Genomic DNA, 12769 nt, shown 5'->3' with positions numbered 1-12769 from the left:
CCTGCTTGGATGAACTGGGTTTACCTAGTAATATTTTTATACTCTTCTTATTTCTTATTTAATTATTGGTCTGTAATTTTAGCAAAATAAGGAGATATTCATTTTAGAAAATCTTTTTTAAAATCATATTTTGTCATTAACTTTTAACTAATTTGTAAATGGGTTATAAGAAATTGTATTTTTCTGATATGGAAATTTGTGATTAAAAAATCATCCAGCAAAAACAGGCAAGCCTAATGTTGCTGTGCTTATTAAAGCGCCTGCAAAAATTAGAAAGGGTAAAAGTGGATACTTTTCAATCATTGGTTTTGGAAGTTTGAAATCTTATAGGTAATTATACCATACTAGGTATTTATACCCCAGCCAGGGCTGAAAATGGTCATTATTGTCTGTTCGTTCATGTGAGGAGTAGTGCGCTTTTTTACATCTTCTATTGCTTTTTTGTAGTATCTATACTTTCTTTGATGGTCGCTAATGATCTTGATTACTCGCCAATTATCTATAGGAAATCTCTTCTTTACTGCGTTGGCAAGTTTATTTTCGGTATGATCTAAATTTGTTTTTTTTAATTTGTACTCGATATTCATCCATTCAAATAGATTTTCTAATTCGCATGTAAGTTCTCCATTTTCTATCCATTTCTCTATGTATTGTTCGTCGCCTGGCTCAATTACGAAGCATTTCTCTGGTGAGGGCAATTTGACTTCATGCAAAAGCTTAGCAAAATTTGATATTAGTTTCACTTCTCTCTCTATGAAATGAGTATTCTAGAATTATGTAAGATTTTCTTTCTTTCCGTGAAAAACATTGAAGATATTGCCTATTATTTTAAATCTAACTCAATGAACCTATAATTTTTTCATATAAAAAAATTTATATGGAAAGAAGGCAGTTTAAAATCAAATAAAAAAACTGCCTTCAATTCGCTCACTTAAAGAACTCGAAAGATTTCTCTCGATTGTGTTCTTCATCTTCTATGATTAACACTTTTTTAATCATTAAGTCACTAGTTATTTATTCTCATTTAATCATTAAAAATATCTGTCCTTAATCCCTCTTTTAATAGATCATCATTGTTAATTTTTGATTTCACTTACATAAAAAATTATTATGGACTTGTATATTGTTTATTCGATTTGATTCACTTCTTGTTGTAAATAATTACCTGATAAATAAATACCTGTTAATTATAAAGCAGTGTTAGATATATTAAGTATTCATAAATAGTTAAGTTAAGTTAAACCGAATTAAAAATTGATTTTTGTACCCAAAAATTGTTTATTTAAAAAATATTTGACAACATTAGTTAATTTAATGTCAAATACTAAAACAGCACTTGCTTTCTGAGAAGATCTCGCAGAGAGATGCCAACGTATAAAAAAGAGCACTAATTAAAAATAAAAAAAGTAATGATTATATCAAGCCTAAGTTTCCAGCTGTAAAACCAACGGCGCAAAAGAATGCAAATTCAGCTAAATCTCTGCATCCTGGCGGGATTGCGTTTAAAACAACGTTAATTCTTTGAGCCATTTGACCTTGTACTCTCAGGTGAAAAAAGAAAGATAATACAAATTTTTATAAGTTGGGGCCTGTTTTATTGCGTCAAACCGTACTTTTATAATTTCTACTTATTTGTGGTTGTTCTAAAAAGTCACTTTTAGAATCTTGAACGTTAGAAAGTGAATATTTTAAAAATATTTTTTTGAATTTACTTAATTGCCTCTTGTAATTAATAGGTTTTGGAAACTAGTTCGCTAACTAAAAATTCGACCCCTGATTTGATCGATAGATGGACCTCTTTTCCTCTCTTCTTTTGTTAAAGGAATCCAGTTCCAGTCGGAACTTACGGTAAGAAGGTAGCCTACGAGGACATGCCAAGACAATATTAAGAAGGGGTGATCTATATGAGGAGACACAATAAATTTAAAATCTAAAAACAATCTAACGAATAGGAATAATTTTTACGAGTTGGTATTTAAAAATAAAGTGCAAATATCGCGCAAAACCGCCCCAGAGGAAAAGCTCCATTGGTTTACATTTCTTCATCATGGATGTAATATTGCTTAATAAAGAAAAATCTGGCTAGGTCTCCTAAGCGGAAAAGTTTAACGGTTGGCAGGCAATGCTTATTTGCTTGCAGCTATTTGTGCATATGCTACTAAATGTCAGGTTATTCCATTTATTTGTTAAATTAATACTAAATAATTAGGCCTAAATAATTTTCCGCATTTTATATTTCTAGAATAATCCATTTTTACTTTTTCAATTATCAACCGAAGTTTTTGAAATATTTTTTTGTCTAATTTATCTTACTTACACCATAGTCTTAATTAAACAACAAAACCATATAGATAAGTATAAATATTGTAAAAAGTGCTAATACTACAGCAATTACTGTTTTATTAATGAATTTGCATGTTGATATATTTCTGTGTATTCAGTAACGACTCGTACATTATTTACCCAAGAATCAATTCATTTTTTTAGAATAATTTATTTTTAATTGATTGAATATTGTTATAGGTGTTAAATTTATTTTTGTTAGGCATATAGTGTGTAGAAGTTAAATTTATTTATAGTAGCAAGTGGTTCGAGAATTATTTTTATTTACTGGTAAGTAATGACATCTTTAGCCTTAACTTTTGTGGTAGAGAGAAGTTTTTAGCTCAACTTGCTTGGATTTTAATTCTTACTGAGAAATGGTTTAGCTCTAAAAAAAATTTTTTGATACTTATAGCTGCGATTACTAGATAGAAAAGTTTCTAATTATGGTATCTAAAATTTTTGAGTCAAACTTTTAGGATTTATTTTCTCTTCTCAGCTATAAGGGTCTACAATCTTAGATGGCGGGGCGTGGCGCAGCTTGGTAGCGCGGGTGCTTTGGGAGCACTAGGTCGCAGGTTCGAATCCTGTCGCCCCGATCAGTCAGAGACAGGTTTCCCAGCCTGTCTTTTTTAATGCGAATAATTTTGTGTGCAAAATGTGTGCAAGAGTCTCAGTATTTGAGCCGATTTTTAGGTTGCAGAGGATTTATGCACACTTATTTATGGGGTGGTTTCAATGCAATTGCATATATGCAGGCACTAGATGTAGTATGTAGCTATCGTTAAGAGCGTGAGGGTATCTCTCACCCACCTTGAGTTTTTGCTCGGGTCCCCTACAAGGGGGAGAAAAATTTCTCCATAAGTAGGAATTGATTCAGTTTTTACTTCCCCTTTGGTTAAAGACCAAGATTCTTAGTCAAACAAGAATTGCAAGATGGGAGCGCAACTGAAAACTTCCTTTTTCTCTTATGGGAAATCGTCGCCGTAAGTATGCGCTCAAGAGGGCTAGAGAAGTTCGCTTTTCTGGCAAAACAGTTTGTGCTTCAAAAAAAGTCTCCAAAGAGAAAATTTTGTTGTCAATTTTTATTGAAGACTTAAAGCAACGTCTTCATAAGGAGAACGCTTCAAACATTATCAAGGCTGCTGTGACTGGGAAATTTCCCCAATATCCGCAGGGTGATTTGAGTAAAAAGTATTCAAAAGCGACTGTTGCTCTCATGAAGGAAAAGGGTCTTATTAAGGAGCACCCTCAATGCAACCAAATAGATCAAATCAAAAAGAAGGTAGATGGAGAAAAATACAAGATGCCGTCAATTCTTCAGGAATATCTGCATCGCAACTCAGAAAATTAAAAGCCGAGGAAAGTTTTACTCCTGGAATTGAATATTGTTATTTGACTGGTAAGAAAGGCGGTCCAGTGGGATGGGATCTGGAAGCAATAGAAAACTGGCAAATTAAACAGTCTCAATTAATTGCTGATGCACCAACCAAAGCAGCTAGCGAGATAGAAACTTTCGCTTCAATGGGAGGTGGATAATGGATCTCCGAGATTATGGTTATGTTGAGCTTCCTAGTTCGAAGGAAGAAGAATTGGAATGGCGGCGAAAGGAAGAGGAAAGACTTTTAGCAGAAGAAAAAAAAATTGGTAGACCTTTGACATCTCCTCTCCGTGAATTATCGAATCAAAAGAAATCAATCCAAATTAAAAAATTAAGAGGGGGGGACTTAGTAGGAAAAAGAATTTGGCTGGTTGATCAGTTCGTTGCTCTTGGCGCTGTTGTCCTTTTGGCTGCTGAAAAAGGAGCTGGTAAAACCGCGCTATTGCTTCGCTTGATTGAAGCTGTTTGTAAAGGTGGATTATTTATGAATCAACTCTCTACAAAGAAAGGAAAGGTATTACTTATTCAATGTGATGAACCAGAAGAGGATACATATACGAAATTAAGGCGTATGGGTTTACCTGATGGGATATGTGATGTTGTTTGGCTTGATGAAACCCTTGATCTGAATTTCTTACAAGAACAAATAGATACAGGAGACTATCAATTAATAATCCTAGACAGTGCAACAAAAGGTCTTGCATCTGACAACTGCGAAGTCACTGATACAGGTTTCACTAGAAAGCTGTACAAGATTGGGAAAATGTTTGCAAAAGCGAAAGTTAGTGCAATTATCACTACTCACTTAAATCAACCGATAGATAAAAAAGAAAGACAAACGGTAACCGCTCATGATGTTGCAGGACTTTCAACAATTGGGAATGCAATTAGTGACCTTTGGGGGCTCGTAAGAGTTCCACAAACACAAGATAAATTTCGCTTAATTTGTCTTGGTAAAAGAAATTGCTTAATTAATACACGTTGGGAAATTGACGGTAATGAAGAAGATTATTCCTTTGATTTAGTTAAAGTTGGTGTTAATGACTTATTACCAACTGAACGTAAAAAGTTAAGGGACAGAATTAGTGATTATCTAAAGGAAGCAGGTTGTTATTGCCACCCACGATCAATTGCTGTAGGGCTATTACCAATAAGTGAAGAAGAGACAGTAAGACGTTATCTTGCTGAAATGTATTCAGAAGGTTTGGTTAAACGAAAAAAGATTCATGTTGATGTTGGTAGACCAAAGTATGAATATGTAATTGAATGACTTTTCCTACTAAAACCCCACCGCCTTAATAATTCATCAATATAGTGAGAATTTTTTAATCTTTCTTTCCCTTAAACTATATCGATCAAAATTCGATTTAAAAACATGACAATAACTACTAGAGCAGAAAGGAAACGTAGACGTCTAGATGCCCTCGCAAAATTAAATACTGGTTGGGGGGTGGGTGATACTATCAACTATCTAGTGAAGGACTACGAAATCACACGTAGAAGCGCAAATCTGGATGTCGCGTGGGCAAGTACTGAACTTTGCAAGAACTTCGATAAGACTGAAAATACTGATATGTTGGCTTGGCTTTTGACACAGATTCAACGTGTAGCTGTTAAGTCTGAGGAAGATAAACAGTATGGGGCTGCTGTTGGTTGCTATCGATTGATCTATGATTTAATTTTTAAAGACATGAAAAAAAGACAATCCACGTCTACTTTTCATGGCAACTGCAAAAGGTGATTATTGATCTCATTAGGTATTGGACTGCGACTGGACAATATTGACTGGGTTCCAATTGCGAATGTCAGCCAGATGAGACAGCAAAAACATTGCAAATAGGTTAGCCAGTCTCAAAAACTGGATGCGTAACTGTCGTACAAACAGTTATTCATCGCTTTTTTGAGGTTTTCTTGAAAAGTTAATTCTTCCTAGCTATATCCTCTTCAGCAAATATTCCCTTTGAATAAGCTTTAGGCAAAAGCAAGTCGTCAGCCAATTCATTAAGCATTTCTAAACTGAGGCAATCAATAGAGCCATATGACTTAGCCATTTCAATAGAAGCTCTCAGGATTGCTTCTTTACCATTATCACTCAAGTAAGGAGAAACTGATCTTGCTACTTCTTTAGTTGAATGATCACTATGTTTAACTCTTTGAATAGCTTCCATGAGTATATCTTTCTCAAGCATTATGTTTGTAAGCCGATGGAAACAAGTAATTATTCCACCTAAATCAATTTCTTCAATGTTTTTATTAGATATTGCGACATTAACAATAATATCCAAGGTGGCAGATAAATATAAAGTTTTCATTTCTTCTGCTTGTTTTTCTGGATCATGATCTAGGACTGATTTCTTAAAAGTAGATTTACATGAGCAACACTCAACGTATTCCCCTAAATCAGCAGTAGGAAAAATCCTAATAAAATAAAGAGTAAAATACTGTTTGGCATTCTTAAGTTCATATTGTCTATAACCATCACATTCAGGGCAATAAAATCTACCCATTTCTGTTGTACGAGCTTTGCTCCGACTTCCCCAAATGATCATTGAACTAATCCTTTTAATATGACTCTTTCACTTAGTTCTTGACTTAATCAAATGATTCCTAATCAAGAAAAAGTAAGACATTAATAGATCGTTGATAATGGCTTGTAGATATAAAATCTTTATTTAGCTGTCTAAAATTATTTTTCTTCTTATAGAGATATATTCGTCTTCAGTAACCACCTTTCTATCAAGTAATTCCTTTGCTTTCGCTAATCTTTGCTCAGTTTCAGCCTTTGAGCCTTTACCAATATGCCATCCAATATAGGTAAAGAAAAACGCACCAAATAAAACATAATAGGTCATAAGAAAAAATAGTTGAGAGATAGCTCTTTGTACATCGTTATTGTTCTGGTTCTTTGTATGTGATTCTTGTTTTTATTTGGAAGAGACATCATCGCTAGAAAAAACTTCAATATTTGGAATCATCTTGAATTAGCTGGAATAAGGAAGCTAAAAATATTTTGTCCTGGCTGCCTTTCAGTTAAGTGGTGATTGGAGTCTGATTCAGTGGTAATTTCTTAATAAAAAAAAATTATTAGTATTCTCTAGTTAGATTTAAACATAAGTAAGTAAAACTATTAATGATTGAAGCCTATAAAAGATTTTGGACACGTGCTTTTGACTTCAGGGGTAGATCAAGTAGGTCAGACTATTGGTGGGCTTGTCTTGCGTACTACTTAGTTGGTTTATGTTTTACGGCACTAGCAGGATTAATAGAATCCCTGACGTTCTTATCTGCGATCTATAGCCTTGCTGCAATAATTCCAGGTATATCTATTGCAATTCGTCGCATTAGGGATATGGGTAAGTCTTGGCAATGGATTTTTATTACTCTTATTCCAATAATTGGAGCAATTTGGATCCTTATTATTTTGTGTCGACCATCTGTACCAATGGTATGAGAGTTGATTCCTAATTAATTAACTTGATTTTTCAGAAAAGCTTTACTTTATTAATAGCTTTATTAATACCTGTTGGATTTGATGGTGGTTTAATTGCCTATTCATCTGAAACAATTGCAGAGGAGAACAAAGGAATTATTCCCAATGAAATAGACTTATTAGTTGATGAAGCTAATAAAGCTGAAAAAGCTGGTTTATATGAAAAAGCAATTTTTTATAGAAAAAAGCTTGTTTTACTTGCGGAAGACTATTGGGGACGTGATCATCCGTCCACAGCTTCACTTCTCAATATCATAGCTATTTTATATACAAAACAACATCTTTATGGTGATGCTATACCTATTTTTGAGGAGACATTAAAGATTTATGAAAATGCTTTAGGACCTGACCATTTAGATACCAACCTTAGCCGCTCAGGGCTGGCTTGGACTTATTCTAGGCTAGGCATCTACACAAAAGCTATTCCTCTTTTCCAACAGGCTTTACGAATTAATGAGAGAGCTCTTGGGATAGATCATATAGATACAATTTCAACACTTGAAAGTTTGGCTGTTATTCATTCGGGGCAAGGAGAATATCAAAAAACTGAATTATTATTAAAACGTATTTTGAATATCAAAGTAAAGAAATATGGACTGAACCATGAAAAAACAGCTTTAATTATGGGGCAATTATGTCTGAATTATAAGGATCAAGCTGACTACATGAAGGCTGAGAGACTCTGCCTCCAATCTCAAAAGATACTTGAGGAATCTTTAGGTTCAAAGAATGAAAGTACTTTATTATCTAAAAATAATCTTGGTTTAGTTTATTTAGATCAAGGGCTTCTAGATAAAGCTGAATCTCTCTTTAATAATATTATTTCACTCTCTGAGGAGTCTTTAAAAACTAATCCTCACAATGCTGTTTATGCCATGGCCAATCTTGCCACGGTTTACTGGGAGAAAGGATTATTTTATAAAGCTCAAACTCTTTTTGAAAACACAATCGAAATATTTAAAAAAGAGTTTGGTCCAAGTAATCCAGTAATAGCATCAAATTTATATAGCCTAGGATTAATTTATTTAGCGCAAGGACTATATGATAAAGCTGAGGATATTTTCTCAAAAGCTTTAATTATTCAAAAAAATTCTATAGGAGACCAGCATCCTGATACAGCTTTGACTTTAATGTCTCTCAGTCTTGTATATGGCGAGAAAGATTTATTAGATAAAGCTGAGGATTTCAATAAGCGTGCTTTAAATATAAATCAAAAAGTACTTTCATCTAATCATCCAAACATAGCTAATAATCTACAAAATTTAGCTGTTATATACAGTAAGAAAAATATGTATTCAAAAGCAGAGAATTTATATCTACGTGCTTTAGCTATTGTTGAAGATTCACTACCTCCTGATAGTCCAAGTATAGCTGATATTACTACTAATCTAGCATCCTTATATAATAATAAGGAACTCTATGAGAAAGCCTTACCTCTTTATCGTCGTTCAATTAATATTTATAGGAATAACCCTGGTCCCAATAGCTCAAAAATGAGCTTTGCCCTTTATAATTTGGGTTCGTTCTATGCACAACAAAGGATTTTTCAAAAGGCAGTATCTGCATATCGTCAAAGTCAGAAAATTGACCTGACCTTAATTCAACGAGAAATACCTTTTCTTCCTTTATCCAAGCGTAAATCTTTTCTCGAATCATTAGGTCATAGTCATACACCTGATGAGATTTTTTCAGATGCAATCTTTGATAAATCAATTGCAAAAATTGCCCTTTTTTCAAGGCTAAATTGGCAAGGTTTACTTGAGGAAATTGAGAAACGTCAGACAAAACTTTCGACTCTTTCAGGACCAAAAAAAATACCTATAAATAGGCTTCGAGAGATAACTCAAAGACTTGCATCTAAAACTATTAACAAAAATCAACGTAATATTCTTATAGATCAACAAGAGAAGTTAGAGCGTAAAATTTACAGCGTTCTGCCTGAGCTTGAACCAAGGGTAGTTGAGTTATCAGATATTGCAAAATCTATCCCTCTAAATTCAGTGTTAATAGAATATCAGCGTTATCAACCAATAGATAGATCTAATAAATATGATGAGCAAAATAGCGAAGCAGCTTATCTAGCATTTATTCTGAAACCCAATCTAGAAATAAAAGTTGTTGATTTAGGAAATGCTATATCAATAGATAAAGCAATTAAAAAAGCTTTAATTGCATCTGAGAAGCAGAAACAAGATGCTAAAGAATTGTGGGATAAAGTTAGTGCCTTAATTATTAAGCCATTAAATAAGAGTATTGATGATGCAAAAACTTTATTTATTTCACCTGATGCAGAACTCAATCGAATCCCTTTTGCAGCTTTAAGTTCCTATGACGACGATCTTCTTTTGGGAGAAACCGTTAACTTACGATTATTGACAACTGGTCGTGAATTACTTGTCCTTGCAAATGGTTCAACGGCAATTACTTCTAATCCTTTAGTTGTAGCCAATCCAACTTTTGATTTTGAAAAAGAAAGTTCTATTAAAACAGAGATTGAACTTGTTATATCTCAAGAACGTTCTAGTGATTTAGGTTTACGCATTTGGCAACCACTTCCTGGAACGGCCAAAGAAGGAAGAGTTGTTTCAACAATTATTAATGCTCAGTTTTTTTCAAAAGAGAATGCTACAGCACTTTTATTACAGCAACATACTGCTCCTAAAGTTGTACATATTGCTAGCCATGCTTTTTATCAGCAGAATAATCAGCAGGTTGCAAATCCCCTTCTAAGAAGTGGAATTGTTTTAGCTGGTGCGAATCAACCAGATTCCAATCCAGACGATGACGGTTATTTAACTGCTTTAGAAGTTGCCAAATTAGATTGGCAAGGTACTGAGATGGTTGTGATTTCTGGATGTGAATCAGGTCAAGGAGATATTCAATCAGGTGAGGGGGTTTATGGACTTAAGCGCGCAATAGCAGTTGCAGGAGCAAGGTCTAGTTTGTTGTCTTTATGGAAGGTGGATGATCGTGCAACGGCAGCTTTTATGACTAGCTTCTATAAGAAATTGAAAGATGGAGATGGACGAGCCGATGCTTTAGCTGCTACTCAAAAAGAATTTAGAAATCACAGTATTCCTGGCTGGAGGCATCCTTATGTCTGGGCTGCCTTCCAATTAAGTGGTGATTGGAGACCGATTGATTTTTGATTTTGGAATCACTATTAAATAATAAAACCATAAGAGGATGTAATTGAGTTAATTCAATGACTACCTTTAAATTATTGATCGCATCCATTATTTCATTTGTGCCTTTTCTCGGCATATCGTCCGCTTCTTATGCAGGCACTTGTATTGAAACCTCTCCTGGAGTTAATAAGTGTTGGTCAAGCAATGGCCGCTCTTCAACCACAATAGAGACATCCCCAGGTGTTTTTAAGCATTACGGCCGTGATTCTGAAGGTAATTACACGAGTGAGACCTATATTCAGTGGTGAATTAGAATGGAAAAATAATGATTATCAAGCTCAGAAATGTATAGAAAAATCCTTGCAGGATTAATTGCATTGAGTGTGATGCCAGTAAGTGCCTCAGCTAATACAAATCTTTTTCAGAAGGTGAAAAATGCAAAAATCAACTCAGTGATTGAAAAAACTACTGGCTATCTTTTAAGAAAATGGACTTCAAATGATGAAATTACGCTTCTGCCACCTCAAGTAATTCCAATTGCAGCTGGTACTACGGTCTATGGAGTCTGTGGTTCTTATATGTCCGGTGATGATATAGGTGGAAGTTCATATTGCCCTAGAACTAACACAATATTTCTGGTCCCAGAACAGCTTCGAGGTTTTGTAGAAGAATTTGGTCCATCAACTACTGCATATGTCGTTGCACATGAATTTGGTCATGCTATACAGACTGCTTATAAGGTTCGCTTACCTAATCCTCAAATGGAATTACAAGCAGATTGTATGGCAGGAGTAATGATTGATGAAGGTAGTGAAGAACTTGGTATTACAAGAGAAGATACGATAGCTATCTCAAAAGTTGCTTATTCTATTGGTGATCCTACCCATGGAACTGGCGAACAACGTGCCTATGCACTTGCTGTCGGAATGGGCGTTATAGAGGGATCATGCGAAGCGAATCATATGTCTCTTCTTGCAGAAGGGAAAATTGATACTTCAAGCTTTTCTAACACTAGATCTCTTTCTGAAAACGTTAATCTGAATAAAACACCTTATCCAAGGACAATACTTGGCTCAATTGGACTAGCGAAGTAACAAAGGTCTATAAATCTATGTTGTAGTAATACTCATAATCTTTTTTTCTATTTGTTAAAGATTGAAAACCAGTTGGCTTACTATCAAGACTTTTTAAAACTATTTCATTAATTCTTTTGCAGCCTCCTACTTTATCAATGAAATTGTCAGTATCTTTACCCCAACTTTTTCTTTGCATTAAATTATAAATTTGATATGGTTCAAGACCATGTTCATCTTTTACCCAACTAACAATGTATTCGAAAGCTTGCTTGTCAGTTATATAACCATATTCAGCGCCACAATAATTAACTGCAGAAGCATAGACAACTGATTGATAGGGCGTTAAATCTTTTGCAGCTTTTGCCGATTGATTCTCTAGTAGAAAGAAACTTAAAAATATACTTGAAAGAGCAAGGAACTTTTTCATTGATTGGATAGACATTGTATATATGCTAGTTCGATGAATTAATCGTGCTTAAAGAAGTTTACGATTATGAATTTAGCTTGATCCGATCCATCTAAGACTTTCCTTTGCTGGTCAGATCTTTCTACCTTTACTAATGATCATATTGATTCATCTGCTCTTTAATAAAGTAATGCTCTTGGGTATTTTTATGCCTGAATCGATATTTGCATCCTCTCTCTAAATTGCATTTCCATTTACCTGAAAGATTGATTAAAGAATCGACTTTGTATCTCCTGCAGGTTTCGAAATCGATTAAAGGGTGAGAATGGAATCAGCTTTTGGTAGCCGGAACTAATAGAGGTCGTAAACGGGGCTTACCCCCACTATTCCTTAATCTATGCACTAATTCTTAAAAGTCCTCAACACATATTTAACCCCGACGTGAGTCGGGTTTTTTTTGGAATCATTTTTTTTAATTCAGAACAAGTAGATGTTGTCATTCAAGATTTCAAAAATGAATCCTGGTTATTTTTTTTTAGGATTACTTCTAGTAACATTCGTTTGGCAAATAGTTGCTCAATCTTTAGGACCAGTTGTTGGAGGTTGGCTTTACGGTTTACAAGTAGAGAACCTAAAAAAGTCGGGACATACATATAGCAGTGAGGAAGAACTTCAAGAATGGAGAGAACGAGCTATTTCCAGTTCAATGAATTGGGGTCTCATACTCCTTGCTGTTTTATGCGGTGGTTGTGCAGGAGCTTTTGGTTTCCCTCTGATTGGATTTAGCAGGAGCATCAACCCATGGAGTTGGGTGCGAATGATTGCGCTGTGTGGCTCTAGTTGGCTTGTTCTTTCAATCATCCATCCTGGAATGCTCTAAAGCATGTGGAAATTATTATCAAAAATTAGTAGAGGCAATCTTCATTACTTTTTGCGCTGGTTCTTAGTAGGTGTTTTCATTCGCTC

The 12769-nt window shown here is 34.5% G+C and carries 12 protein-coding genes and 1 tRNA gene; 9 read left to right on the top strand and 4 right to left on the bottom strand.

Features of this window, described 5'->3' with window-relative positions; genetic code table 11:
* Nucleotides 1-344: 344 nt before the first annotated feature.
* The gene (locus AC6EJB_RS03960; protein ID WP_498492416.1) at nucleotides 345-743 is read right to left on the bottom strand and encodes a hypothetical protein; all 399 of its coding nucleotides are present in this window, start codon (nucleotides 741-743) and stop codon (nucleotides 345-347) included.
* 2104 nt (nucleotides 744-2847) lie between these two features.
* On the opposite strand from AC6EJB_RS03960, the gene AC6EJB_RS03955 reads away from it, so the two are divergent.
* The 4 genes from AC6EJB_RS03955 to AC6EJB_RS03940 all read left to right on the top strand — a co-directional run bounded on the left by AC6EJB_RS03955 (nucleotide 2848) and on the right by AC6EJB_RS03940 (nucleotide 5444).
* A tRNA-Pro gene (locus tag AC6EJB_RS03955) sits at nucleotides 2848-2921 on the top strand.
* Between the two features lie 655 nt (nucleotides 2922-3576).
* Nucleotides 3577-3861: a hypothetical protein gene (locus AC6EJB_RS03950; protein WP_498492415.1), complete on the top strand. Its 285-nt coding sequence runs from the start codon at nucleotides 3577-3579 to the stop codon at nucleotides 3859-3861.
* Nucleotides 3861-4973: an AAA family ATPase gene (locus AC6EJB_RS03945; RefSeq protein WP_498492414.1), complete on the top strand. Its 1113-nt coding sequence runs from the start codon at nucleotides 3861-3863 to the stop codon at nucleotides 4971-4973. Before AC6EJB_RS03950 ends, AC6EJB_RS03945 begins: the two co-directional genes overlap by 1 nt.
* A 105-nt stretch (nucleotides 4974-5078) precedes the next feature.
* A complete protein-coding gene (locus AC6EJB_RS03940) occupies nucleotides 5079-5444 on the top strand; it encodes a hypothetical protein (protein WP_498492413.1) in 366 nt (121 codons plus the stop codon).
* A 178-nt stretch (nucleotides 5445-5622) separates the two neighbouring features.
* Here AC6EJB_RS03940 and AC6EJB_RS03935 read toward each other — a convergent pair whose 3' ends face one another.
* Nucleotides 5623-6252, bottom strand: coding sequence for a zinc-ribbon domain-containing protein (locus tag AC6EJB_RS03935; protein ID WP_498492412.1), 630 nt, complete (start codon nucleotides 6250-6252; stop codon nucleotides 5623-5625).
* 123 nt (nucleotides 6253-6375) lie between these two features.
* Nucleotides 6376-6555: a hypothetical protein gene (locus tag AC6EJB_RS03930; RefSeq protein ID WP_498492411.1), complete on the bottom strand. Its 180-nt coding sequence runs from the start codon at nucleotides 6553-6555 to the stop codon at nucleotides 6376-6378.
* A 278-nt stretch (nucleotides 6556-6833) separates the two neighbouring features.
* On the opposite strand from AC6EJB_RS03930, the gene AC6EJB_RS03925 reads away from it, so the two are divergent.
* Genes AC6EJB_RS03925 through AC6EJB_RS03910 form a run of 4 tightly spaced genes read left to right on the top strand, consistent with a single transcriptional unit; the run spans nucleotide 6834 to nucleotide 11415 of the window.
* Entirely contained in the window at nucleotides 6834-7154 is a 321-nt protein-coding gene (locus AC6EJB_RS03925) for a DUF805 domain-containing protein (protein WP_498492410.1), read from the top strand.
* 23 nt (nucleotides 7155-7177) lie between these two features.
* Nucleotides 7178-10342: a CHAT domain-containing tetratricopeptide repeat protein gene (locus tag AC6EJB_RS03920; RefSeq protein WP_498492409.1), complete on the top strand. Its 3165-nt coding sequence runs from the start codon at nucleotides 7178-7180 to the stop codon at nucleotides 10340-10342.
* Nucleotides 10343-10398: 56 nt separating this feature from the next.
* Nucleotides 10399-10629: a hypothetical protein gene (locus tag AC6EJB_RS03915; RefSeq protein ID WP_498492408.1), complete on the top strand. Its 231-nt coding sequence runs from the start codon at nucleotides 10399-10401 to the stop codon at nucleotides 10627-10629.
* Between the two features lie 36 nt (nucleotides 10630-10665).
* The gene (locus AC6EJB_RS03910) at nucleotides 10666-11415 is read left to right on the top strand and encodes a neutral zinc metallopeptidase (protein WP_498492407.1); all 750 of its coding nucleotides are present in this window, start codon (nucleotides 10666-10668) and stop codon (nucleotides 11413-11415) included.
* 7 nt (nucleotides 11416-11422) lie between these two features.
* Here the strand turns inward: AC6EJB_RS03910 and AC6EJB_RS03905 are convergent, their stop codons facing one another.
* Entirely contained in the window at nucleotides 11423-11839 is a 417-nt protein-coding gene (locus AC6EJB_RS03905) for a hypothetical protein (protein WP_498492406.1), read from the bottom strand.
* Nucleotides 11840-12317: 478 nt separating this feature from the next.
* On the opposite strand from AC6EJB_RS03905, the gene AC6EJB_RS03900 reads away from it, so the two are divergent.
* Nucleotides 12318-12683, top strand: coding sequence for a hypothetical protein (locus AC6EJB_RS03900; protein WP_498492405.1), 366 nt, complete (start codon nucleotides 12318-12320; stop codon nucleotides 12681-12683).
* Nucleotides 12684-12769: the final 86 nt, after the last annotated feature.

This window comes from Prochlorococcus sp. G4PB17, from assembly GCF_059772445.1.
This window is presented reverse-complemented; position numbering and strand designations above follow the sequence as displayed.

Coding starts and splice junctions, on each gene's coding strand:
- AC6EJB_RS03900 (WP_498492405.1), top strand. CDS start 12,318: ATGAATCCTGGTTATTTTTTTTTAGGATTACTTCTAGTAACATTCGTT.
- AC6EJB_RS03940 (WP_498492413.1), top strand. CDS start 5,079: ATGACAATAACTACTAGAGCAGAAAGGAAACGTAGACGTCTAGATGCC.
- AC6EJB_RS03945 (WP_498492414.1), top strand. CDS start 3,861: ATGGATCTCCGAGATTATGGTTATGTTGAGCTTCCTAGTTCGAAGGAA.
- AC6EJB_RS03935 (WP_498492412.1), bottom strand. CDS start 6,252: ATGATCATTTGGGGAAGTCGGAGCAAAGCTCGTACAACAGAAATGGGT.
- AC6EJB_RS03930 (WP_498492411.1), bottom strand. CDS start 6,555: ATGACCTATTATGTTTTATTTGGTGCGTTTTTCTTTACCTATATTGGA.
- AC6EJB_RS03915 (WP_498492408.1), top strand. CDS start 10,399: ATGACTACCTTTAAATTATTGATCGCATCCATTATTTCATTTGTGCCT.
- AC6EJB_RS03925 (WP_498492410.1), top strand. CDS start 6,834: ATGATTGAAGCCTATAAAAGATTTTGGACACGTGCTTTTGACTTCAGG.
- AC6EJB_RS03950 (WP_498492415.1), top strand. CDS start 3,577: ATGCAACCAAATAGATCAAATCAAAAAGAAGGTAGATGGAGAAAAATA.
- AC6EJB_RS03910 (WP_498492407.1), top strand. CDS start 10,666: ATGTATAGAAAAATCCTTGCAGGATTAATTGCATTGAGTGTGATGCCA.
- AC6EJB_RS03905 (WP_498492406.1), bottom strand. CDS start 11,839: ATGTCTATCCAATCAATGAAAAAGTTCCTTGCTCTTTCAAGTATATTT.